This is a genomic window from Lysinibacillus sp. Ag94, assembly GCF_023242215.1.
GTDB lineage: Bacteria > Bacillota > Bacilli > Bacillales_A > Planococcaceae > Lysinibacillus.
This window is the reverse complement of sequence record NZ_CP096780.1, coordinates 1,796,622-1,821,353: the sequence shown is the minus strand read 5'-3', so window position 1 is coordinate 1,821,353 and position 24,732 is coordinate 1,796,622. Positions and strand designations below refer to the sequence as shown.

The following is a 24,732-nucleotide window of genomic DNA, read 5'->3' as shown; positions in this document are numbered from 1 at the left end:
CTCCTGTATAATATAGTTGTCGCTAATACGTCGCTAATTGTTGAAAAAATATAGAATAGAAAAGGAACTTTGCCTATGTCTACTAAAATAGCGATTATCTGCTCTAAAGCATTTATGAAGCGTATAAACAGTATCGCACAAAACATAGAGAATATTCAAATAGATTTTCACCTTTACAAGCAACCTACAGAAGCACCCGTTTTGTTAAAGGAAATGAAGCCATGTGATGCCCTATTATTCGGGGGAACACTCCCCTATTTACATGCCCGACCTGCACTGTCAGAACTGCCAATCCCATGGAATTATATTAAACAAGATGAGACGGCAATTTCTACAACTTTATTATCGCTTATAGCCAATCATGCAGTACCTTTAAATAGAATTTCCATTGATGTTATGAATCCCGCTATTGTAGAAAATGTTCTAACAGAAATAGAGTATCGTGGTTCAAAACCATATATCCAACCTATTTCTATCACGAAATCCACCCACTCTATATTGCAGCATCATATAGCTTTATGGGAGGCTAACAGCATTGATTTTGTCATAACAAGTATCCATAGTGTGTTCGATGAATTACAAGCTCTTCAAATACCTGCAATGCGCATGTTAGATGCTACTAACTCCATTGTACAATGCTTAGAGGAAACGAAATCCCAATCACTTCTTCTAAAATCCGAATCTGTCAAAGCTGTAGTTGGACTTTTAGAAGCTCTTGAAAATAAACCTATAGAACATGATATGTTAACGCATATCGCCGCTACTACACATGCAACTTATAAAGAAATTTCACCTTACTCTTTTGAGCTATATACGACAGCTGGGCATTTGCAAAAGGCACTCGAAAAAGAGACCTTACAGAACTTGTACCATCAAACTGATCAGCCATTTAAACTAGCTTTTGGGTATGGTCATTCAATATTTGAAGCTAACCAAAATGCTAAAAATGCTTTAACATTTGCTAAACCTTGTGAAATTTATATACTAGATGAACATAAAAATTTGCTAGGTCCATTTCCAAAATCGGAAGTAAAACTAGCTTTAAAAACAGATGATCCTTACATTTTACAAATGGCAAAGCAAACAAGCTTAAGTCCATTAAATATATCCAAGATCATTCATTTTAGCCGAGAGCGACAATCAGCGCAATTTACATCCCATAATCTTTCTGAATACTTACAGGTTACTCGTCGCACAACAGAGCGCATAATTAAAAAATTAGTGGATAACGGTTATGCAAAAGTTGTTGGTGAAGAAATGACACATCAACAAGGTCGCCCACGCACAATATATGAATTGAATTTTGCAACCTATTAAGAGCAATGATGCCGAGGCATATTGCTTCCTTCTGAAAGGAATTTAACTGAAAGCTCTCGCAGATGCCTTTGCATCCGCGAGACTTTAATTCCTATCCGAAGAGATTTAATCAGCCATGACCATATCAGTATTATTTAGTTCTTCCTCTTTTTTGCGCTTCTCTGCTGCTTCCATTTCTTCCGGTGTCAGCTTAACAATTGCAAATCCGATATATGCATAAAAAATAGAAATGATAGGTACAAGGAAATTAATAATTGCATATGGTGCATATTCCATAGCGCCTACCCCTAACGTTGCTAAAATAAAGACTCCACAAGTATTCCATGGGAAAAATACAGAAGTTAGTGTGCCCCCATCTTCTAACGCACGAGATAAGTTTTTCGAATGCAAGCCACGCTCTCTATACACATTCGCAAACATACGTGACGGAACAACAATTGAAATATACTGCTCAGAACATGTGGCATTTGTTGTAATACATGCAGCAATCGTTGAAGCAACTAAGCTTCCTGTTGATTTAGCAAATTTCATAATGACATTCATAAGAGCTTTTAACATGCCGGAATATTCTAACACCCCACCGAATGTCATAGCCACAATTGTCATTGAAACCGTATTCATCATCGAATCTAAGCCACCACGGTTAAATAGATTGTCCACCATGTCATTGCCAGTTGAAATCACAAATCCTTCTTGTAAAGCATGTACAGCCATTGTAGGTGTGCCGCCTTGTACGAAGATTTGTAGTAAGAATCCTGAGATTATTCCGATAATTAAAGCTGGAATTGCAGGGACTTTTTTCGCTACCAATACAATTACACCAACTGGTACAAGCAATAACCAAGGAGAAATAACAAAGCTTTCCTCCATTACTTTTAATGTTGTTAAAATGCTTTCGGATTTCATTGAGATATCTGCGAAGCTTCTTCCCATGATACCAAATACAACAATGGCAATGACTAATGCTGGAATTGTTGTATAAAGCATGTGCTTAATATGATCAAATAAGTCGGTACCTGTTAAACCTGCTGCGAGGTTAGTAGTATCCGACAACGGTGACATCTTATCACCAAAGTACGCGCCTGAAATAACAGCTCCAGCAATCATTGCTGCAGGGATTCCCATACTTAAACCGATACCCATACCAGCAACACCGATTGTCGCCATCGTCGACCATGAGCTACCAATTGCCAGTGAAACAATGGCACATAACAGCATGATTGTTACTAAAAACCAAGCTGGAGAAATTAATTTTAAACCAAAATAAATCATTGTTGCGACAACACCGCCGCCAATCCATGCGCCAATTGTCAAACCTACTAAAATAATAATAACAATGGCTGGTAAAGCTAGACGTATCCCCTTATACATCATTTCCTCAATTTCTATCCACTTAAATCCATGTATTTTAGCGACAATGGCTGCTACAGTTGTTCCAATAATAAGTGGTACGTGAGGACTTTGCTTTAACACAACTACTGTAACTAGCATAGCTATAATCATTATTGCAAAAGTCAGAAGTGCCCAACCCGCATTAATCTCTTTTTTCATGAATCCATCCCCTTTTTTGCACTAATTGTTAATCTCGATTGTCAAAGACGCAAATAATTTTTACGCTTTTTTAGCGTAATATTCAAAAAATTAAAAGTCAACGCAAAAATTTTATGCTTCTCTAGCAATTTCGACTATTTTTGCGCATTAAAACGCTTTCAAATAGCCATTTGAGACAATACAAAATATTCATACATTTCTACAAAAAAGAAAAGAAAAAGGAACTATATCAAAAGAATTTTGCACTTTTGATATAGCTCCCTCTCGCTAACGTTATTCATATTCAGGTTTTTTTTCTAGCACACAAGCAAGTACCTGTGCAGCATCAATTAGTGCATTGCGTTCAAAAGTCATTTTTGGATGATGTAATCCTGGAGTTAAGTCGGCACCAATCCCAATCATCGTTGCTTTTAATTCAGGTTTTTTAACTGTGTAAAAATGGAAATCGTCACTTCCAGGTGTTGTTATTTCCTCAGCTAAATGCGTTTCTCCAAGCGTTTCAATAATCGCGTCTTTAGCCATACGTGCAGCAACTGAAGAAACCTCTGCGCCAGGTGTGAAATCTAACCATTCCCACCCCATATCAATCTCAAACTGCTGCTTGATTGATGTTAAGCCAAACTCAATACGACTACGAAGCAATTCTAGTTGGTTATTACGTTGCGCGCGAATATCCATAGAGAAGCTCGCAGTACCTGGAATAATATTCGTACTACCACCATCTGCAACAATTTTCGTTAACTTTGCCGAATGAGGCTCGAAAGGTGATAAATGTATGCTATTGAGCATTTGTTGTACGGCCATAATAACATCGATTGCATTTTTACCTTGATGAGGTCTAGCACCATGGGCATCAGTACCTCGTATTGTTCCTTCTAAAAAATATGCCGAACCATGATGGATAGCGGGTGACACCTTGCCAAGTGGTAGCTCTTCAATGGGTCTTAAATGAACACCAAATAAATGCGATACGCCCTCAACAGCTCCGCGTTCAAAGGCTGCACAGGCTCCATTTCCAAGTTCTTCAGCAGGCTGGAAAATAAAACGAACGCGATGTTGCAATGGTTGATCTTTTAGCAGTAATAAAGCACCTAGCACCATCGTGATATTTGCATCATGCCCACACGAATGGTTCGCTTGCCACTTCCCATCCACTTCTTGCCACAAAGCATCTATATCTGCACGTACAGCAACAATTTCATCACCTGTACCAATTTCTGCAATAAGCCCTGGAACATCCCCTAACAACCGATAGGATACGTTTAACTCATCTAAAATCGACGCTATCTTTTTAGTAGTTTCAAATTCCTTCCAACTCACTTCAGGGTATTTATGAAAATGATCAAACCATTGATAAATTTTCTCCTCTAACATTACAGCATTTGACATAACTACACCTCTATACGCATTTTTGTTTCCCATTATACAGGAAACTATTTCGTAAAAAAAAGAGGACAATGAACATAACGCGTAGGTTGATTTATGTTTCGACTGGGTGCTTCGCTGCACGTCTTGGGCAAAAAACGATGTTGACCAAGTCGTTATCACAGGACGGGATGGTTTTAGCCTTCGTTCCTCTAATGCTGATTTCCAAGAGTCGCCCAGTTAGAACGAAGGTCAACGGATACATTTTAAAAAATATCACTTTCAATTTTTCTAAAAAAAATGAAGGACCGTGTTAAAAGTTATTTCTACCTTTAGCACAGTCCTACAAATATTTATTATAAACTTGTAAAAAAACCTTCTGGATATTCATCATAATGCACCATCAATAGTTGCTCCTCATTTTTTTCCTCTTCCATATTAAGCTCCAGTTCCTGATCCATTAAATATGTTTCAAATTTTGAGTTAAACAAATTTTTCATTTAATCATCTCTCCTTTTTATTTGATTGAATTTTCTGATAAAAGAATTATACAATGACCTTTGTAAAAAAACAATAAACGATGCTCCTTATGCATAAAAAGTATAAAAACCATCTACTTTTTAGATTAAAATTCGGCGTTAATGAGAAAAAGAGATGTATCATTACGATACATCTCCCTTCATGGTAAAACTTATAAAACAAGTGTTCTATATACTTTGCACGCTTCCATTACCCCGTAAACATGCAAAGCATTTACTAACCTAGAAAATGAGTAAGCCCTTTTTACCTATTCCTTAAGCTATAGCGCCCGTTTTACTTTTTTGATCACCATCACCGTTATCTTTTTGTTGCGTTACATATTGAATAACAAACATAACAATAAAGATTGCTAAACCAGCCCAATCTGAGAATTTTTCTGGATAGATCAGTAATAAACCAGCTGCAATCGCAATAATACGTTCAAACCAATGCAATTTGCGATACCAGAAACCGATTACTCCCGCACCTATCGCTACCATCCCTGTAATGGCCGTGATTACTACCCATATAATTTCAGGTATAGTTGTATCAATCATTAGTAATGCCGGTGAAAATACAATCATATACGGAATAATAAATGCTGCAATCGCAAGCTTCGCTGAGTTTACACCTGTTTTAATTGGATCTCCACCAGAGATTCCCGAAGCCGCAAAAGCTGCAAGTGCAACAGGCGGGGTTATATCAGCAATAATACCAAAGTAGAATACAAAGAAGTGTGCCGATAATAACACAACTACTGGTACTAATTCCTGTGGTGTATTCGGTGATAATAACGCTACGATCGCAGGAGCAGCAATTGTTGATGTGATTACATAGTTCGCTGTTGTCGGAGCTCCCATTCCAAGAATTAAGGAAGCAATCATCACAAAAATTAGCGTTAAAATAATACTACCACCAGCTAATTCTACTAAACTATTAGCTAAACTTAAGCCTAGACCTGTTTTTACAACAACACCTACGATAATACCCGCACAAGCTGTTGCCGCTACAACACCAAGTGCTGTACGAGCCCCTTCAACTAATGCATCAATAATATCCATTGGCTTTAAACGTGTTTCCTTATTAAACATAGCAACGCCAATTGAAATAAGAATACCGTAAAGCGCTGCATGCATGACTGGTGTACCTGTTAACATTAAAACAATGATAGAGATTATCGGTAATAGAAGGTAAATTTTCTTAAATACCTCTCGACGATTTGGCATTTGATCATCACGTAAACCTTTTAAACCTACACGTTTCGCTTCGAAGTGAGTCATAATCCAAATGCCTGTAAAATAAAGCAATGCAGGTATCGCCGCAGCCTTTGCAATATCCCAATACGTTATTCCACGACCGATAAATTCGACCATTAAAAACGCTGCTGCACCCATAATCGGAGGCATTAACTGCCCACCCGTAGATGCTGCTGCCTCAACCGCACCTGCGAACTCCTTACGGTACCCAAGCTTTTTCATCATTGGAATCGTATATGATCCAGATGTTACAACATTCGCTACAGAGCTTCCTGAAATCGTACCTTGAAGTGCACTAGAAAAAACCGCCACTTTTGCAGGACCACCAATTAATTTACCTGCAAGAGATACTGCTAAATCATTAAAGTATTGGCCAACACCTGTTTTGACAAGGAATGCTCCAAAAAGCAAAAACACAAAAATAAATGTGGCTGAGACACTAATTGGTGTTCCAAAAATCCCATCTGTCGTAAAATACATGAGATTAACAATACTCTCAATATCTTGCCCTCTATGCGCCATGAAATCTGGGAAATATGGTCCGAAATAGGCATATATTAAGAAACATATAGCAATGATAGTAATCGGTATACCTACTGCACGACGGGCTGCTTCAAGCACCAACACGACAGCTATAAGACCTACAATAAAATCTGTTTGCGAAATAGTACCGTTACTATTAACAAGCTCTGTATAATTCATTGTCCAATATGAACCTACAACAATGGATAATACCGCTAAAATATAATCAAACCATGCTATTTTATTCTTTGCTGCTTTTTTTCGAGCAGGGAATAACAAGAAAATTAGGGTCAAACCAAAACCTAAATGTATCGTGCGCTGAATTTGCGCTGGAAATTGGCCTTTAATTGCCGTGTAAAGCTGGAACAATGAAAACGCTAGTAATCCAAAGAAAATGACATGCTTCATAATGCCCGATACCGTTCGGACATTGGATTCAATATCATATTTCTCAAGTATCGCTTGTTGCTCTTCAGCTGATATTTGTTCGAATTCTTCTTTTTTTACTTCGTCGTTTGATGTATGCTGTGTCGTCATTTCATCCTTACTCCCTTCCATTGTTCATAAAGCGATAAACGCTTCACCTCAAATAAATAGGATTTTCCCCTTTGTAAGTCTTTTTTTAAATCGTATTCATAATTCTCGTAATCTAATACAAGGTCTAAATCCAAATCGGCAATATAAATCGTAAAATTTTCAATGACTTCATTGTCAAACTGCAAAAAATATTTACCATTGCGTTCTGTTAATGTTTGATTTTTTTCTGCATAGCTTGGCATGCCGATTGCTAAACTTTCATACTCCATCCCTAACATTTGAATACGTGTTCCGTCTATGCATTTATAATGTTCGAGTACATCCGTTTTATGGATAGAGTGAGTATATCTAATTTCAAATGTATCCTCAGTTGTCAGTGGTATATAATGCACTATCGGATCATTTATACGTGTTTCCGTAAATGCGAATACCTTTTGAAGAGGAAGAAAAATGACTAGACTAAAGCAAATACATAAAAAAGCTAAAACAATTATGATTGTTCTCTTTCGCACTGCATCTGTTCCCCCACATCAATTATGCCCTGGCATAATTCAGTGATTGTCGCCGGAGGCTTTAGACCAACAAATATTTTTGCGTGAAAGCGTAGTACTAACCCAGCGTCAGCAGCATTTATGTTGGTCACTCAGTCATTGTAGCTGTCGCTTCGCTTTCGCACAGATAAATTGCCACAGGACGTGGCGTTCTTAGACTGAGTTCCTTTATTTTAGCGAATGTCTTTTGTACCGAAAGCGTAGCGACAGATACAGGTGTTTGAATTCGCTATTACTCACGGCTTATACTTAATGGAAGAAAAGAGACTCGAAGCTTTACGCAATCCGAGCCTCTTCGTATTAAGAAAATAACTTTTCACTTGCTATAAGCTATAGTTTGATAAAATTTAAACCCAAATGTTCTGTTATTTCCTTTCATCAAAGTATTTTTGAGCACCTGGATGAACATCAATACTAATACCATCTAAACCTGTCTTCGCTTTGATAAACTCCCCTTTCGCATGGGAAATCTTACCTGAATTATCATAAATAGCTTTCGTCATCGAATAAACAACATCTTTCGGAAGATCTTTTTTCACTGCTAGCATAGCAAGAACCGAAACTGTTTCTGTGTCATTCGCAATCCCATACGTACCAGCTTTTACTGTATCTTTTGCATAATAAGGGTATTTAGCAATTAACTCATCTGCTTTACCAGCATCCATACCGATAATATTCACTTTAGTTGTTGCATTTAATGCCTCTACTGCACCAGTTGGCGTACCTGCAGTAATAAACGCTGCATCAATTTGGCCTGATTGTAGACCGTCAGTAGACTCACCGAAATCAAGATTTTGCGCTTTGATATCATCCATTGTTAAACCATGGATTTCAAGTAATTGTTCAGCATTTGCGTAAGTACCAGAACCTGGCGCACCTACAGATACCTTTTTCCCTTTTAAATCAGCGTATGATTTAATGCCTGATGCTTCAGTCGTTACTAATTGTACTGTTTCTGGATAAAGTGCACCTAAAGCAGCAATTGAATCGATTTTTTTGCCTTCAAACATAAATTTTCCTTCAGTAGCGTAGTAAGCAATATCTGATTGTACAAATGCAATTTCACCTTTACCATCTTGCAAAGCCGTCATGTTGGCAGCAGATGCTTGAGATACTTCAGCAGTTGTTTTAATGCCTGTTTCTTTAGAAATGAAATCAGCAAACGTTCCACCTAGTGCATAGTAAGTACCTTGCGTTCCACCTGTTAATAAGTTTAAAAATTTCGGCTTTTCAGATGATGCCGATTCGCCCTTATTCGAGTCCTTTGAACCTGTTCCGCTATCAGACCCACACGCAGCCAAAATCAATAGCGCAAAGGCACTTAATAGCATTAATAGCCTAAATTGTTTTTTCTTCACTGTAACCTTCCCCCTTGGTTAAAAGTAATAATCTACTTAAAATTATCAAACATAGTATAATAATGTCAATCTATTTATAGTAAATTCAGTCTTTTATAATTATACTATTTTTCTTAAATACCTATTATTCATGGAGTTCACCAATAACTACCTCACACTATTTTTATCTACATTAAACTATTAAATTCTTTTTGCAAGAAAACTTTTCTAGTTCCCGTATGTATAAAAAATGTATGTTTATAATTAAAATAACCGTTTAATTCTTCTTTTATAAGAGGAATACTTATCATCATGTGAGGGGATTTCCGTTCCGGCTTATATACTTAACATTCATTTTAATAAACCAAAATATTGTCGATTTTTACCCCCAAAACAAAAATACTGTATCTAAAGTGTTTTGCTTCAGATACAGTCGAGTCATTTTCCTTATTGGATAATGCCACAAGCAATTCTAGCACCAGAATTACCGGAAGGATCTGTTTTATAATCATCCTCAGATTCATGAATGATTAATGTAGTACCTCCATCACGTAACAATGAGTTAGCCGCATTTTTTTCTAATGTTTGTCCTTCAGCTAAGAAAGTCATATCTACTTTACCATCTTCTCCAACTTCTAAATTCGGAAGATCCCCTAAATGGTATCCCTTAGGATTAAGCTTCCCATGCTCTTTATGCGTCGGATTAAAATGCGGACCTGCTGATTCAAATGTTGGCGGTTCACACTTCCCAACTGCATGGATATGAATGCCGTGAGTTCCGGGTGGCAATCCTGATAGCGCAAGTGTCACCTTAACCCCATTATCCTCTTCCTCAAAATAGGCATTGCCATAGCTTTCATTATTTTTACCAATTACTTTCGCAGTTGCAGTTGGTCCTGAACTTGCGTTAACTGCCACTTTTTGCTCCTTCTTTTCAAAGAAGCTACAACCACCGACAAATACTAATAAAGAAATAATTATTAAGCTCATTTTTTTCATAAAAATACCTCCTCTATTTCAGATGGTTGCCAACATTCCTTCCACTTATGCAATTTCGCTGAGAATTTTGTGAATTGTTGGTTACAAAGTAAACTTTGTACACTTGGCTTTTAACCAATGTTGATTCTTAAAAACAATGCAAAATAAAAGGATATCTCCATTCTTAGAGATACCCAACAAATGACATTAATTTAAAATTTTTACAGTTACATGTTTGACGCCCCACTGACGAGCTTGTCCCTCGGTAGGAATAAATACATCAATTTTATTACCTTTTATCGCTCCGCCAGTATCTGCTGCGATTGCTTCTCCATAACCTTCAACCCAAACTCTTGTACCAAGAGGAATTACACGCGGATCTACAGCAATTACCTTTAAGTTCGGATTTGCTCTGATATCTGTTCCATTCGCTGTCACCCCTGAACACCCTTCACAATACGCTGTATAGGCAGTTGCTCGCATTGTTAACGTTTTGCCCGTATTCGTTGGAGCACTCACTGTGTTTGTGCTTGATGTCGTTACTTTCTTTTTACTTGGTGTCGTTGCTACCTTTTTAGTTTTGTTTTCGGCAGTTTTAGGTTTTGCCGCGGATGCTTTAATAGCCAATGTTTCACCTACATAAATTAAATCAGATGAGAGATTATTCCATTCCTTTAATTCTTGCACTGACACTCCGTTTATACGAGCAATTGTAAATAATGTATCACCGGCCTCAACGAAATGTTGATCTTTCAACGATTTATCAATTTTTGGCTCAACTACATTTAAATTTTGCTCTGGATAAAACCATGTCGAGCCTGTCTCATCCAGTGGCTCATAATCTCCTAAAGTTAAATTGTAAATTTTTGAGATTCCCCATAACATATCGAATGGCCTAAAAGAAATTGTGTCCTTAGCAAAGGATGGGCTAGCACATACACCTAATCCCAAGATCAATGTTACAGCTAAAGCTAAAGCTTGTTTTTTCATATTTTAAAACCTCCGTATTTTAATATGTTGCAATCTGCTGCTAGCACACTAGAGTTAGGCTCTTTTATGCAAACATGCTAGAGAATGCAATTAATAACTCAGGACTAATGAACCTGATATTACGAATTATTACTATAAAGGAGGAAAAATATACAATATTGAATATATTTTTGGTAAAACGAACAATTTTACGAAGAAAACCGCAGCACTATTTGCAATTTTTACATATTGGAAAATTGGTGTTTTTATCCGATAATATGGTAAAGGGGAATTTTGGATGGAAGTTAATAAAATAACAACTTTACAAATGATTGTTATGCAATACTCAATCTAAATACTGCAGCTGCTACCGAATTATTAAAAGATCAACCATAGCAGCAAGTAGCTATACATCCACATAAGGGGTCAGTCATTGATATTTCAATTTAACCTACTTCACTACTTATCAATTATGCCTTGTCATAATTGTAGCTTTCGCTACAGAAAACATTTGCTCCAAAGAAGTTAAAATTAATATTCGAAAGTTGGTGCCCTTTTTTGATTAGAGTGATAGTAATGGATGATGAGCCATTAGCTCTTTTAAACTTGGAGAAAAAGTTAAAGGAATTTAATTCAATAGAGATCATTAAATCTTTTACAACTGCAAAAGATTTGCTGGCAGAGGGACCGAGCTTGGATTTTCAAGTAGCATTTTTAGATGTTGAAATGCCTAACTTGAACGGTTTAGAGATTGCGCGTCTAATAAAAGAATGGAACAAGAATATTTTTATTGTATTTGTCACTGCGTATCGGGACTATGCTGTCCAAGCATTTGAAATATACTCCATTGACTATTTACTAAAACCTATTTCAAAGGCTCGTCTAGAAACAACTATTAACAGAATCCAAGAGCTCCTTCACCTAGAAAATAAATCAACTCCTATACAAATACGAAATAAACCCGCGCTTACAATACAATGCTTTGGAGGATTCGTTGTTTTACACAATAACAAAGCCGTCCATTGGAGAACGCTTAAAACAAAAGAATTATTTGCCTTTCTTTTTTCTAACCTAAATAGCCAAGTACCTCGCGATTCAATCATCGATGCTTTATGGGCAGATACAGAATTTAAAAAGGCAAGGGTACAGCTTCATACAACAGTTTCCTATCTACGCACTACTCTTTTAGCATTGGGCTATTCAGAAGTCATACAGTATACAAATGGCTGCTATATTTTGCAACTAGAGGCGTTTCAATGTGATGTCCATGACTTAGAGCATATTTTAAATGCTAAAGCAGAGACTGGAAAGATTGATGTAGAGATGGCTGAGTCATTAATTCAAAGCTACCAAGGTGAATTTATGGCCTCATTAGATTATCCCTGGATTACTAGTAAAGCAAATTTTATGAACAACAAATTTACTCTTTTACTACATGATTTAGTAGAGCATTATACAGCAATACATGATGTTAAAAAACGAGAGCAAATTTTACTTTTAACGATAGAACATAATCCATATTCCGATAAAACTATACAACAGCTAATAAAGCACTATTTAGAAGTCGATAATCGAGCAAGTGCAATAAAGGTTTACAATACTTTTAAGAGTACCTTGTTAGCAGATCTCAATATTTTACCGGAGCAAGAAACGACTGAGCTATTTAACACTATATCTGTCGAAAATCTATAAAAGGCATCGAGAAGATTACTCTCGATGCCTTTTAGCTATGTATTCATTTCACCAGTAATGAAGATCGACCGTCTTACTACTATAGCATGGGGTTGATTTCCGTTTTTTGTAGCTGCCGCTTCGCTTTCGCACAGTAAACATTTGTAGCTGCCGCTTCGCTAGCATTGCTCGCTCTAGGGTCTCAGACAACACAAAGTTGGTTCACAGGACGTGATAGTTTTAGCCTTCGTTCCTCTATTGGAGACTTATTTGATAGTTTTTTCAGATAATTCTTCAACTACACAGATACAATTCCTCCCTGACTGCTTCGCCTTATATAGTGCCTGATCAGCAATTGTAATAATCTGATTAGCTGTTTTAATATTAGCTGTAAATGATGTAATGCCAGCAGACATTGTCACAGGTCTTCCACATGCAGTATCTAACATGGCCTGCTTAATGCGTAAATTCTCCGCTATTTCTAAAGCTACATCTATTGTCGTGGATGGCAATATCACCAAAAACTCTTCCCCACCATATCGAAAGCACATTCCTTGTTTCTCTATGTTCTCCTGCATATGACCTGCGAAAGCTTTTAAAACTTCATCCCCTACGGTATGACCATAAGTATCATTTATACTTTTAAAGTCATCTAAATCTATTAAAACTATTGAGTGCGGCACTTTATTGATAATTAACTCATTTAAAATTTGATCCATTCTTCTGCGGTTAGGAATTCCTGTTAATGCGTCTAAGTTCAGTTGGTTAGTTAAATCAAATATTCTGTTTCCGGAACTAACAACCATGTTTTGCACTACTTTTTTTAATGAATGTGCTTCGTAATACCAGCCATTAATTTCTTCAAGTTTCTGTACTTCTTCTCTCTCTACACTAATAAAAAGCTGTTTTAAAGGTCGTGCAATTTTGAAAGCAAGCCATAAAGCTAATACAAGTACTGCGACTAACCATAATAGTAAAGGCATGAGTATACTTTTTATGAATGCGCTAAAAGAAACTACTCTTTCATCAAGTAACTTATCAACCACTTGCACCATATAAGGTTCGATTGATTGATCTCGATTTGGTTCCCTCAGTTTCTCTTGTACGTAGCTCTCCGTGATTTTCGAAACTTCCTTCACGTAATTTTCCTGCATGACAATATTATTTTGCATAAGGATGTCGTTAAAATTTTGATAACCACTCCAAATACTAACACTAGAAGTCGCCAGTACTATCATTACCGTCATACTAACAATAACAAACGATAACTTAAACTTGAATTTACCCACAATAGATCATTTCTCCCATTGAGATTTTATTCCTTCATCATACGTCACGCCTCTTAAAAAAAACTTAAAAACGACTTATTATTTGCAAAAATATGTATTAAAATGTGCATTCCGAAAGGAAATAGGACACTCGCCCCCCCTTTCAAAATGCCGCCATACCAACACTCCCTCCTCACTTAGTCATATTTTTATGAAAATATTGCTTTATAATTAATCGATAAAAAGTTTTTGTTGATATGTTGGTTGTAGCGGAGAAAACGGCTCTCACTTGCCCACAAGCAGCCTGTAGCGGAAAACAGCTTCACTAATACTTTCTGACCGGTCCGAAAGTATCACTTATCCATTATGCTTCGGCACAAAGTTATGGCGTTGGGATTAATCTAGGTGTACGTAATACAGAGTTACGCCTTGACCCCACAGAGGTGACAAATCAACATATTAAACGAAGGAACAACTGTCACCTTCCAAATTCAAGAAAAATAGTTGCTTACTATTAACAGAGCCACCACCTTCTCAATTGAGTTTGTAGTGGCTCTTCTCTATAATTTCAAGTTACAATTATTATATTGATGTAGATATTTTAAGGTTTTTCCAAAAATATACACTATGTAGATAAGTTGTTTAGAGTGAAGACTGGGCGCCCTTTCGAGAATGAGCTTCACAGATGAGACCCTGGAGAGAGTGAAGCGGCTCATCGGACGCCCCCAGGAAGCTTTGCTCTGTACGAAAGCGAAGCGGCAGCTACAAATGTTTTCTGTAGCGAAAGCGAAGCGACAGCTACAAATGTTTTTTCTGTGCGAAAGCGAAGCGGCAGCTACAAATGTTTTTTCTGTGCGAAAGCGAAGCGGCAGCTACAAAGCACCCAGTCGGAACGGGAATCACCCCTACGTTATGGTGACGGGCTAAATTTATGGTTTTTAAAAATTAGGGTACATTAATAGTATGTTATTAAAGAAAGGTCGATACTATGTACAAAATATACATAATAGAAGATGATCCCAATATTTTAAAGATTATTGTGGAGCATTTATCAAAATATCAATTTGAATGTTATACCGTTCAACAATTTAATCATATAGTAGAGGAATTTCAAGCTATTCAACCTCATCTCGTTGTAATGGACATTAATCTTCCAACCTATGATGGGTACTTTTGGTCGCGCAAAATCCGTCAGCTATCCAAATGCCCGATTATCATTGTATCTGCTCGTGTGAATGATATCGATCAAGTGCATGGGATTGAAAATGGTGCTGATGATTTTATCACTAAACCCTTTTCACTAGATGTGCTTATGGCAAAAGTGAATGGGCTTATTCGTCGTACATACGGAGAATATGCTTCCTCCGAGTCTAATTCAATATCCATTACTAATACAACGTTAAATTCAAATACCGTTCGACTTTACACTGAGAAACACGAGAGCTTGTTAACGTTAAAAGAAATGCAGCTTAGCAAATTACTATTTGAAGCTTATCCTAATGTTGTTCCTCGTCAAAAATTATTAAGTGCCATTTGGGATGATGAATCCTTCGTTGAAGAAAACACTTTATCTGTTAATATTGGCCGATTACGTAAAAAATTCGAGGCTATCCAATCTAGACTAGAAATTAAAACAATTCGTGGGCTTGGTTATCAATTAGTGGAGGCAGAAGAATGAAGCTGTTCTTTCGAGATCATGTAAGTGTCATCATTCTTTATTGTGTAAGCTTTCTATTATTACCTTGGATCATTCAGTCATTAGATGATTTATCTTCACACTATTTTTATTTTATCTTTCTCGTTAGCTTCCTATTTACCATTTGGCTGATTGGACGTTATTATCGCAGAAAAAAACTTTATGCTCATTTACAGAACAACACTTTAACAAGCGATGACCTTCATCTGTATGAACCACAGGCTATGATTGAGCAAGCCTACAGTGAAAAACTACGACAAATGCAATATTTATACTTAACACAGCAGCAACATTTAGAGAAGCAAGGAAAAGAACAACAGCTTGTTCTTTCACATTTTGCCCATCAAATGAAAACGCCATTGTCAGTTATTCAACTGATTATCCAATCTAACGCAAATAGCCCATCCGAGCATTTGCAAACAATTAATCTAGAATGCGATAAGCTGACATTTACTCTTAATCAGCTACTAACCTATCAACGTACGTCCAATCTTGTGGCTGATTTAAAAATAGAAGCACTCTCATTAAAAGAACTTATTAAGGAAGCTGTGAACGATTTAAAGGATTATTTCATTGCCAAAGAAGTTTTTCCAAAAGTGATGCTTGTTGAAAACACTATTATTTATTCAGATCGAAAATGGTTAAAAATTGTGCTTTATCAAATTATCAATAATGCCATTAAATACGGAGAGTCTGAAAGTTCTATTCAAATTATTTATGACGAAGCTACTTTACGAATTCAAAATTATGGAGATACGATTCCGGAGAGTGAAATTTCACGTGTCTATGATTTATTTTATACAGGTGTGAAAGGAAGAACGAACGGTGAGGCAACAGGTATAGGCTTGTATTTAGTAAAAAAGATTTTAACCGAATTAGAACACCCTTTTACTATACAGTCTCATGAGTGCGTCACTACCTTCTCCATAGATTTTTCAAATAGCGTGAAAAAATCATGACTGTAAGTTCGTAATATGACAACTTTGTCATATTGACGTCATTTATCCAAATAGGTAAAATGCTGCTCCTTCTTTATACTTAAGCTATTCAATCGAAGTAAGGGAGTTGTTCAAAGATGGGAAAATCAATCCTACAAGTGACCAATCTGCAAAAAGAATATATCGGAGAAATAACATATAAAGCATTGAATGGCATAGATTTCAAACTTAGTGAGAACGAATTCGTAGCCGTTATGGGGCCTTCAGGAAGTGGGAAAACTACATTTTTAAATAGCATATCAACAATCGATCGCCCTACTGTTGGTGAAATTCTTATCAATGGTAGAAATCCATATTCATTAGATGATGAAGAGCTTGCTAAGTTTCGTCGTTCAGAATTAGGTTTTGTATTTCAAGATTTTAATCTTGTACACACATTAACAGTAAAAGAAAATATTTTATTACCGTTAACTTTAGATAGTTTACCTGCCGATAAAATGCAGCATCAACTTAAACATATATCTCAATTTCTCGGAATTGAAGAACTTTTGTCAAAACGAATTTACGAAATTTCTGGTGGGCAAAAACAACGTGTAGCTATTGCTCGTGCGGTTATTCACGAACCGAGTTTATTGTTGGCCGATGAGCCTACAGGAAATCTCGATTCAAAAGCAGTAAATGATGTTATGAACTTATTTAGTTCTATTCATACAGAACTAAAAACTTCCATTTTAATGGTGACACATGATCCTTATGTAGCAAGTTTCGCAAATCGTATTATTTTCATTAAGGATGGTAAATTATATAACGAAATTCATCGTGGTCATAATCGCAAACAATTTTACCAGGAAATCATGGACACACTTGCTTTTTTAGGTGGTGGACAGCATGAGCTTTAATCATATCGTTATTCAAAATATTTTACGTGATAAATGGACTTACGTTTCGTATTTCCTTAGTAGTATGTTCTCTATCATTATTTTCTTTCTATTTTCAGTTATTGTATTTCATCCAAGTCTTACAAATTTAGATCCCGACTCAACACTCGGCCTTGCATTAATGTTAGCAAGTTTGCTCGTCTATTTGTTTTCGTTTATTTATATCGCCTATTCCATCATGGCCTTTTTAAAGAAGAAAACAAAAACACTAGGTATTTTTATGATTACTGGTGCATCTATGAAACAAATTCGTACGCTCGTTTTTCGTGAAAATATTCTTATCGGTGTATTGGCCATTATTACAGCAGTCATTCTTGGGCTTGTCATTTCGCCTCTCTTCTTAATGGGTGCCAAAGTTGTTTTAAATGCAGAAACTTTCAATATGTATGTCCCTATTAAAGCAATCATGTTAACTATTGGTTTATTCCTTGTATTATTCATTGTTATTTCAAAAGTAATGACAAGATTTATTAATAAAGAAGCTTCCATTCAACTATTAAAAAGTGATGTTGTCATCGAGAAATCGATAAAACCACATTATCTTTTATTATTCATAAGTATTATGATTTCCATTGGTTTAGGTTATTTTTTAAGTACAGATTATGATATTGGCGGTAGTCTTTTCTATGTAGCTTTTTTCGTGAGTGTTCTTTGTACAATATATTTAATCATCTCACAAGGATTGCGCTTCCTGCTAAAGGCTTTTGAGAGATCGACAGCCTATATGAAACAAACAAATATGCTACTTGCTTCTAATCTGAATGCAAAAATGAAATCACATGCAAATATGCTATTTTTAATCACTATTTTATTAAGCGGTGTATTTTTATGTACAAGCATTTTATTTAGTTCTTACTACAATGTTGAAAAGGATAGCGAGGCAAATTATCCATACAGTTTTCAGTATATTGCCGCTCCTAAGGCTAGTCCAAGTAAAGTAGAAGCCGATATTGAAAATATTGAAAAACAATTATCCACAGTGGATTCACAAAATTATTTTATTGAGTTCAAATCGGATGAAGAACGTAGAATTGGCTATATGTCAATTTCCGATTATAACTTGTTACACAATGAAAAGGTTAGCTTACGTGCAAATGAATTTATAGCAGTTGCCGGCAATCGTAAAACATTACCCATTACTAATGTAAGTGATGACAAATATCTAAGGCAATTTAAGCTTGTATCTGTAAATGAAAAAAATCTATTAACAACAGGTTTCCAACAAACGTATTTTATTGTGCCCGATGAAGTTTATAACAACATCAAATACCCTGTCTACAAAACCTATTTATTTGAGTTAGACAATTGGACGGCACATACAGCTTTAGCAAAAAAAATTATAGAGGATTTCCCACATATATATGAGGAACGTTATGTAACTTCAAAAATCGAATTGTATGACGCAGAGATGTTCATAAAAAGTGTTATGTTCTTTATCGGCTCTATGTTGAGCTTGATTTTCTTAAGTGCAGCTATGAGCATACTCTACTTCTATTTACAAACGACACTTCTTCAGGAAAAAGAAAAGTATGCGGGTATACGAAAACTTGGGCTATCTAAACAAGAGTTATTCACTGTTGTTTCTAAAGAGTTGGCAATTCTTATATTTGTACCATTCACGATAGCTATTACGATGTTATGCGCTACATTATTTGCCATGCGAACAATGGTTTCAGCAGCATTTTTACAAGTTTCAATGATGAGCTCTTTATGCTTCTTTGCCCTGTTCTTCGTTAGTTTTATATTTATTCGCAAAAGTTATTTCAAACGCTTGCTTAGCAATTAATAAAAAAAGTCCGCACTCCTCTTTAGGGTGCGGATTTTCATAGTGTGGAAAAACAAAATTAAAGATGATCTTTGAGGATGTTGTGGCGCATTGAGTGAGGGTGGGTTCCTTTCCGGATAAGAGCCACAGATGAGAACCTGCAGCGACAGCTACAACCGCCCAGTCGGAACGGACACGTTATGGGGTAATGAGCCAGCTTCTTACCAAAGTACAGGCTTTGCTACCATTAGCCATAACATAATTAGCAATAATAAAATGTACATCCATGCTTTACGATGTAACAATGAAGCAAATTTTTGCTGGTCATAGGCGGGTGTATTAAATGTCTGTAAAGTCGGTTTGAACGCTCTTGCTAAAAAAACAATGGAGGCCAACATCACAAGAAATGTTAGAACAATCCACGAGGTACTCCAATGATAACCCGCATGCCACATTAATAAAATACCAGATGCAACAAGAACATGCCCCGAGTGCTTGACGATCGTAATTGCTCCTTTAAAAGCCTCAATATATGGTGACATTTCATTATGAGATGCTGTACGCATTTTCTTAACAATTGTTAAAACAACGAACAAAGGCCCAATCGAAAGAATGGCACTTAAAATATGTATGTAAAGAAGAAGTGTATAAATCGAAATCATGGTGCAAACTCCTTTTTATCTTTTTTCAGCAATTATTTTATGTAGCGAAAGCGAAGCGGCTGCTACAAATGGTTTATGTAACGTAAGTGAAACGGCAACGGCAAATGTCTCCCACCTATATATATGGTGAGATAAATGTGAGTATCAGTTACTTACATTATGCCGAGGCATTATTTATTTAGTTCCCCTCATTATAGCACCAACATAGGCGTGCTTTAGCGTCAATTGTGAATCCTTTGTAAACGCAAAATGAATCATTGTTAAATTGTTTGAAATTTGCACAAAGAGGGTATGGATTATAGTAACATGCACATATAAACCAAAAAGGAGTGATTTTTATAGGAATTCATCAATTTTTTACAAGCCTTAACGATTTAGAGCGTATTATTCGTTGCCCTGGTCGCTTCAAATTTGAAGAGCACAATGTGGCTGCTCACTCTTGGAAGGTATCGCAGTATGCGATGTTCTTCGCCACACTTGAAGAAATGAACGGAGCTACAATCAATTGGAAATCATTATATGAAAAAACCATTAACCACGACTTTGCTGAAGTATTTATCGGCGATATTAAAACACCGGTAAAGCATGCTAGCCCAGAGCTTAAACAAATGCTTGCACACGTGGAAGAAAAAATGATGGAGAAATTTATTATTGATGAGATTCCACAAGAGTTTCAGGCCGTTTTCTTTGAGCGTATGAAAGAAGGTAAGGATAAAACTATAGAGGGTCGCCTACTTGAATTTGCTGATAAGCTTGACCAATTCTACGAAGCCTTTGCTGAGTTAAAACGTGGAAACACAGATAAAGAATTCGTGCATATGTATCAATCAGCCCTTTCCAAGATTTTAACTATTCCTCTTGAAGCGTCAGTTCACTATTTCCGTACTGAGATTCTAAAGGATGCTGTGAAGGAAAAAACACATATTGATATTCAAGCTTTGACCAATGAAGTATTAACATCAAATTAATAGTGTGCATGTAAGTTTTCCGAACGAATTAACTCACGGAAGGCTTTTTTTATTTTCTCAAAAAAGTCGTATAATGGAAGGAGATCGATTGGAGGGAAGCTTTTGTCACAGAATTGTTCAATTGTAGAGGATTTATTACCTTTGTATAAAAAACAAGTGCTCCAAGCAACTACTGTAGAATTTGTCGAACAACATTTAACTACTTGTGAGCATTGTCAGCAGCTCGCTACTTCAAAGCAATCTCTTGGCTATCATTTATTAATGAAAAGAACGATAACGCTTTTCCATCTTGTTTTTATCGTACTATCCTTTATGTTTGCTATTAACTCTTCCTTACTTGGCAATCAAACAAGCTTTGCTATATCTTACGCGATTTTCGGCTATCTTACTTATTTCTTTTACAAAAATATTTGGATTGTTTTTGCCATCAGCTCGGTACCTGTTTTCGTATGGGCTATTATTAACAATATCAATAATTCACTCTATGTCACTCACTACTCCTTAACGGAAATTGGTACGCTGTTAATTGGAGCTAGCTTCATAGCCATTCTACATACTATTTTTGCACTATTCGGTGCTGCTTTTGCAATTCTATTTCGTAGGTTTACAAAATAATATCAGTAGAAAGAAGTTGTCTCAATGCAACTGAGACAACTTCTTTTATCACCAATTATACCCATTCATAATTAGATATACCCTCTAGACCTTGAATCATCCATAGTTGCTTTGCGGCCATGTTACAGCAGTGCCATACATCCACCGGAGGCTTTATTTTTATTCAGTCGGTGATTAGACACCTACTAAATAAAAATAAAAAAGAGTCGATTTTGAATAGCTTCCAAACCTAGTTGGAGTGCCTCATTTCACGACTCTTTTTTTAGTAATTATGCCTTTTTTACGAACTCTGACTTTAATTTCATGGCACCAAAGCCATCGATTTTACAATCAATATTGTGATCGCCTTCAACGAGACGAATGCTTTTCACCTTTGTCCCAATTTTTAGCGTCGAAGAACTACCTTTAACCTTTAAATCCTTAATAATTGTAACAGAATCACCGTCTGCAAGTAGATTGCCATGAGCATCCTTTACGATTAACGTATCTGTCTCCTGTTCCGTGACATCAGTGCTCCACTCATGCGCACATTCTGGACATACAAAGTTTGTTCCGTCCTCATATGTGTATTCAGAATTACATTTTGGACAATTTGGATAAGCTGCCATTTCTGCTTCCTCCTTAGACTTTATTGCTAGGTAAACCTATATATTCTCCTATCTTTACATACTTAGCACTATTAAGTAAAGAATGTTCGTATTTTTCGTTCGTATTTGTGAAAAATATTTGAATCTGTTAAATGCTTTTGGAGATATTTCATTCTGGATATTCATGAATTGGGACACTCGCCCATTGACTTTTTTGTACAAACCATCTTACTTGCATGTTTGTTTAACATGCCTTATTATATCCTTAAAGGCTGCATTGTTCGTATAATATTAAGTTTTAACCTTTAAGCTGTAAAAGGGAGTTTTATTATTGGAGTTGGAATGACGGGCCTCACACTAAGGTGCATGAGGATAAGCAGGAAAGCTTCTGCGAACACCCACTTTGAGGAGTGGTGGTTTAAAACTTTCTATAATAACTACGGCATACGCGGCTTTTTAATTTAATCATACAGCCACACGGCTTTGAAGCATTTCTCTCATAGTGAAAACTATGGGAGATTTTTTGTTTGGGCAACTTTGAGAGAAAATTGGGAGAGATAAGTTTTCATTCTATGGTCTAAATTTATCACGGTACCATAAAAGCTAGAACATCAGCCAAAGGTAAAATAATATACATCATATCCCCCTGGAATTCCTAGCAAGAAAAACAATATTTATTACTGCTATTCGTTAATATTAAGTATCTTGTAATAAGCAAAAATGATGGTGGAGATCCCAATTCCAAAAAGGATACTTCCAGCAGCTAAGAAATTATTGTATAACCTTCAATGACAATTAGGTATTGAGAAGTGTCCATCCCACCTTGTGTAACTATCTGATATTCAGCAAGTGATAATCCAATATCAACACTGAAAAATAGCAATATAAAACCAATTGCAGTTATTACAGAACCTAAAGAAAGTCATTTTACGATAAATAAAAAGAATCCATTTTGAAAAAAGATTGATCAAAATGGATTCTTATCCCTCAAATTTAAGGTTGGTTTTTATAAAAAAAGATCGATTATTTTCTACCAATAGGCTTTGGATCTACAGGTTTTTCTGGTTGCTCTGGCCCTTCAGGTGTGTCTCTATTGCTACTGGTGAGGATTTCCGTCTTTTAGAACAAAAGCAGTTTTACTTTCCACACCTGTAGCAGATATAGACTTTATACCATATGTGTATACTTTACTATTATTTGCAGTAGTATCTACATAAACAGTATTACCTTGTGTGTTATAAACCACGTCTACTATATTTTTAACGTCTTCATATGATCCTTCTTTTGTTCCATCAAATCGGTATATTACATATTTCCTTGATTGAGTACTATTTTCATCTGTAATAGTAAGCTTCCTGCCGAAAGACTCTTTACTCAATTTAACATCAGTTGGAGGTAAAGGGATTGCAGAGCCTTTCCAATAAATTGTAGGTGTTAAAGCTTTATAATTGTATAGTTGTTGATTTAGATAAGAAGCATATCCAAGAGCGTTATTGTTAATACTTCTTAGAGAAAAATGCATTTGTCCTTGAGCATTTTTATTTGCTCTGTTGGCGATTACTTGGCTGATAAGTTCCGTCTTATTATTCCATGCAGTATCAGAATCATTTCCAACTTTATGATTGGCCATGCCAATATATAAATTAACAGGATGGACTTTTGCGTACGTTTGAACTTCTCTTCCCCACCACTCTAATAAAACAGAGTAATTTGCTGCTTTATAATTTCTGGACCAATAGATTTGAGGCGCAATATAATCGATACTTCCATCTTTAATCCACTGTCTTGTATCAGCATAAAGATCATCGTAGTTACTCATTCCATTCGTGTTACTACCAGTAGAATCTTGCCCTTTGTTTCGCCAAATTCCAAACGGAGATATTCCATATTGAACATGGGGTTTAATTGCCTTAATGCTTGCATAAACCTTTTTTACTAATTGATTAACATTATTTCTGCGCCAGTCTTCAATATTCTTAAATGAGCCACCATACTTTTTAAAAGTTTGTTGATCTTGAAAAGTCTCTCCTTTTATTTTATAAGGATAGAAGTAATCATCCATATGTACAGCGTCGATATCATAGTTGCTTACTAATTCTTCTATGGTTGATAATAAGTAATTTTGAACTTCCGGCAAACCAGGATTTAAATAGTATTGTTTACCGTATTTCACTACCCAATTAGAATTTTTACGGGCTACATTATCGGCAGCAAGATAAGTCAAAGATTGCGAAGGCATAGTGACCCTATATGGGTTTACCCAAGCATGAAGTTCTAATCCTCGCTTATGTGCTTCGTCCAGCATTATTTGCAATGGATCAAAACCCGGATTGGTCCCTTGTTTATTGCCTGTTATATACGATGACCATGGAGCAAGCTTAGACGGGTACAGTGCATCATTTAATGGCTTAACTTGAAAAATAACTGCATTAAAGTTATCAGCTTTTAATTTGTCTAAGGTACTTTGAACCCATTGAGTATATTGGGTTTTACTCATACCTGCCTTCATATCAATATTAGATACTGTTGCAATCCAGGCTGCACGCATTTCATGTTGAGGTAGTGAATTAGCTGTAGCCTTTTGATTTGTAAAACCAGGGATAAGTAAAAGTAAAACAAAAAAAGTTACTAAGCACTTTCCAAAAAAATTTTTAAACATAAATAATGAAATCTCTCCTTTTAATTCTCAGCTATTAAAACCTAGCTGTTACTATAATCTAAG

The 24,732-nt window shown here is 36.0% G+C and carries 20 protein-coding genes and 1 other RNA gene; 9 read left to right on the top strand and 12 right to left on the bottom strand.

The window, feature by feature from the left end:
• Nucleotides 1–75: 75 nt before the first annotated feature.
• Nucleotides 76–1,317 (top strand): hypothetical protein, encoded by a 1,242-nt coding sequence (locus MY533_RS08235; protein WP_248718707.1) that lies wholly within the window; start codon nt 76–78, stop codon nt 1,315–1,317.
• A gap of 105 nt (nt 1,318–1,422) precedes the next feature.
• On the opposite strand, the gene nhaC is transcribed toward MY533_RS08235, so the two are convergent.
• The 8 genes from nhaC to MY533_RS08195 all read right to left on the bottom strand — a co-directional run bounded on the left by nhaC (nt 1,423) and on the right by MY533_RS08195 (nt 10,923).
• Nucleotides 1,423–2,868: a Na+/H+ antiporter NhaC gene (nhaC, locus tag MY533_RS08230; protein ID WP_248718706.1), complete on the bottom strand. Its 1,446-nt coding sequence runs from the start codon at nt 2,866–2,868 to the stop codon at nt 1,423–1,425.
• A 273-nt stretch (nt 2,869–3,141) separates the two neighbouring features.
• Nucleotides 3,142–4,257: an amidohydrolase gene (locus MY533_RS08225; RefSeq protein ID WP_248718705.1), complete on the bottom strand. Its 1,116-nt coding sequence runs from the start codon at nt 4,255–4,257 to the stop codon at nt 3,142–3,144.
• Nucleotides 4,258–4,589: 332 nt separating this feature from the next.
• Entirely contained in the window at nt 4,590–4,733 is a 144-nt protein-coding gene (locus tag MY533_RS08220) for a hypothetical protein (protein ID WP_248718704.1), read from the bottom strand.
• 294 nt (nt 4,734–5,027) lie between these two features.
• Nucleotides 5,028–7,067 carry a TRAP transporter permease gene (locus tag MY533_RS08215; protein ID WP_132363710.1) on the bottom strand — a complete coding sequence of 680 codons (2,040 nt, stop codon included), beginning with the start codon at nt 7,065–7,067 and terminating at the stop codon, nt 5,028–5,030.
• Nucleotides 7,064–7,579, bottom strand: coding sequence for a DUF1850 domain-containing protein (locus tag MY533_RS08210; RefSeq protein ID WP_132363712.1), 516 nt, complete (start codon nt 7,577–7,579; stop codon nt 7,064–7,066). The genes MY533_RS08215 and MY533_RS08210 overlap by 4 nt, the downstream gene beginning before the upstream one ends.
• A gap of 404 nt (nt 7,580–7,983) precedes the next feature.
• Entirely contained in the window at nt 7,984–8,976 is a 993-nt protein-coding gene (locus MY533_RS08205) for a TAXI family TRAP transporter solute-binding subunit (protein WP_248718703.1), read from the bottom strand.
• A gap of 426 nt (nt 8,977–9,402) precedes the next feature.
• Nucleotides 9,403–9,954 (bottom strand): superoxide dismutase family protein, encoded by a 552-nt coding sequence (locus MY533_RS08200; RefSeq protein ID WP_132363714.1) that lies wholly within the window; start codon nt 9,952–9,954, stop codon nt 9,403–9,405.
• 186 nt (nt 9,955–10,140) lie between these two features.
• Nucleotides 10,141–10,923 carry a 3D domain-containing protein gene (locus MY533_RS08195; RefSeq protein WP_248718702.1) on the bottom strand — a complete coding sequence of 261 codons (783 nt, stop codon included), beginning with the start codon at nt 10,921–10,923 and terminating at the stop codon, nt 10,141–10,143.
• Between the two features lie 555 nt (nt 10,924–11,478).
• On the opposite strand from MY533_RS08195, the gene MY533_RS08190 reads away from it, so the two are divergent.
• Nucleotides 11,479–12,594, top strand: a complete 1,116-nt coding sequence (locus MY533_RS08190; RefSeq protein WP_248718701.1) for a response regulator — start codon at nt 11,479–11,481, stop codon at nt 12,592–12,594.
• Nucleotides 12,595–12,839: 245 nt separating this feature from the next.
• On the opposite strand, the gene MY533_RS08185 is transcribed toward MY533_RS08190, so the two are convergent.
• A complete protein-coding gene (locus MY533_RS08185; RefSeq protein ID WP_248718700.1) occupies nt 12,840–13,862 on the bottom strand; it encodes a GGDEF domain-containing protein in 1,023 nt (340 codons plus the stop codon).
• Between the two features lie 967 nt (nt 13,863–14,829).
• Between MY533_RS08185 and MY533_RS08180 the strand changes: the two genes are divergently transcribed.
• The 4 genes from MY533_RS08180 (at nt 14,830) to MY533_RS08165 (ending at nt 19,199) form a co-directional block, all read left to right on the top strand.
• On the top strand, nt 14,830–15,519 hold the full coding sequence (locus MY533_RS08180; protein WP_248718699.1) for a response regulator transcription factor: 690 nt from the start codon (nt 14,830–14,832) through the stop codon (nt 15,517–15,519).
• Nucleotides 15,516–16,496 carry a sensor histidine kinase gene (locus tag MY533_RS08175; protein ID WP_248718698.1) on the top strand — a complete coding sequence of 327 codons (981 nt, stop codon included), beginning with the start codon at nt 15,516–15,518 and terminating at the stop codon, nt 16,494–16,496. The genes MY533_RS08180 and MY533_RS08175 overlap by 4 nt, the downstream gene beginning before the upstream one ends.
• A gap of 116 nt (nt 16,497–16,612) precedes the next feature.
• On the top strand, nt 16,613–17,374 hold the full coding sequence (locus MY533_RS08170; protein WP_248718697.1) for an ABC transporter ATP-binding protein: 762 nt from the start codon (nt 16,613–16,615) through the stop codon (nt 17,372–17,374).
• Nucleotides 17,364–19,199: an FtsX-like permease family protein gene (locus MY533_RS08165; RefSeq protein ID WP_248718696.1), complete on the top strand. Its 1,836-nt coding sequence runs from the start codon at nt 17,364–17,366 to the stop codon at nt 19,197–19,199. Before MY533_RS08170 ends, MY533_RS08165 begins: the two co-directional genes overlap by 11 nt.
• Before the next feature lie 200 nt (nt 19,200–19,399).
• On the opposite strand, the gene MY533_RS08160 is transcribed toward MY533_RS08165, so the two are convergent.
• Nucleotides 19,400–19,840: a DUF2269 family protein gene (locus MY533_RS08160; protein WP_248718695.1), complete on the bottom strand. Its 441-nt coding sequence runs from the start codon at nt 19,838–19,840 to the stop codon at nt 19,400–19,402.
• 329 nt (nt 19,841–20,169) lie between these two features.
• Between MY533_RS08160 and MY533_RS08155 the strand changes: the two genes are divergently transcribed.
• Both MY533_RS08155 and MY533_RS08150 read left to right on the top strand, forming a co-directional pair.
• On the top strand, nt 20,170–20,808 hold the full coding sequence (locus tag MY533_RS08155) for a YfbR-like 5'-deoxynucleotidase (protein WP_132363732.1): 639 nt from the start codon (nt 20,170–20,172) through the stop codon (nt 20,806–20,808).
• A gap of 102 nt (nt 20,809–20,910) precedes the next feature.
• A complete protein-coding gene (locus MY533_RS08150) occupies nt 20,911–21,423 on the top strand; it encodes a zf-HC2 domain-containing protein (protein ID WP_132363734.1) in 513 nt (170 codons plus the stop codon).
• Between the two features lie 269 nt (nt 21,424–21,692).
• Here the strand turns inward: MY533_RS08150 and MY533_RS08145 are convergent, their stop codons facing one another.
• Nucleotides 21,693–22,031 (bottom strand): zinc ribbon domain-containing protein YjdM, encoded by a 339-nt coding sequence (locus MY533_RS08145; protein ID WP_132363736.1) that lies wholly within the window; start codon nt 22,029–22,031, stop codon nt 21,693–21,695.
• A 245-nt stretch (nt 22,032–22,276) separates the two neighbouring features.
• On the opposite strand from MY533_RS08145, the gene ssrS reads away from it, so the two are divergent.
• Nucleotides 22,277–22,469, top strand: a non-coding RNA gene (ssrS, locus tag MY533_RS08140) — 6S RNA.
• A gap of 637 nt (nt 22,470–23,106) precedes the next feature.
• Here ssrS and MY533_RS08135 read toward each other — a convergent pair.
• Complete coding sequence (locus MY533_RS08135) at nt 23,107–24,669, bottom strand: glycoside hydrolase family 10-like protein (RefSeq protein ID WP_248718694.1); 1,563 nt, start codon at nt 24,667–24,669, stop codon at nt 23,107–23,109.
• Nucleotides 24,670–24,732: the final 63 nt, after the last annotated feature.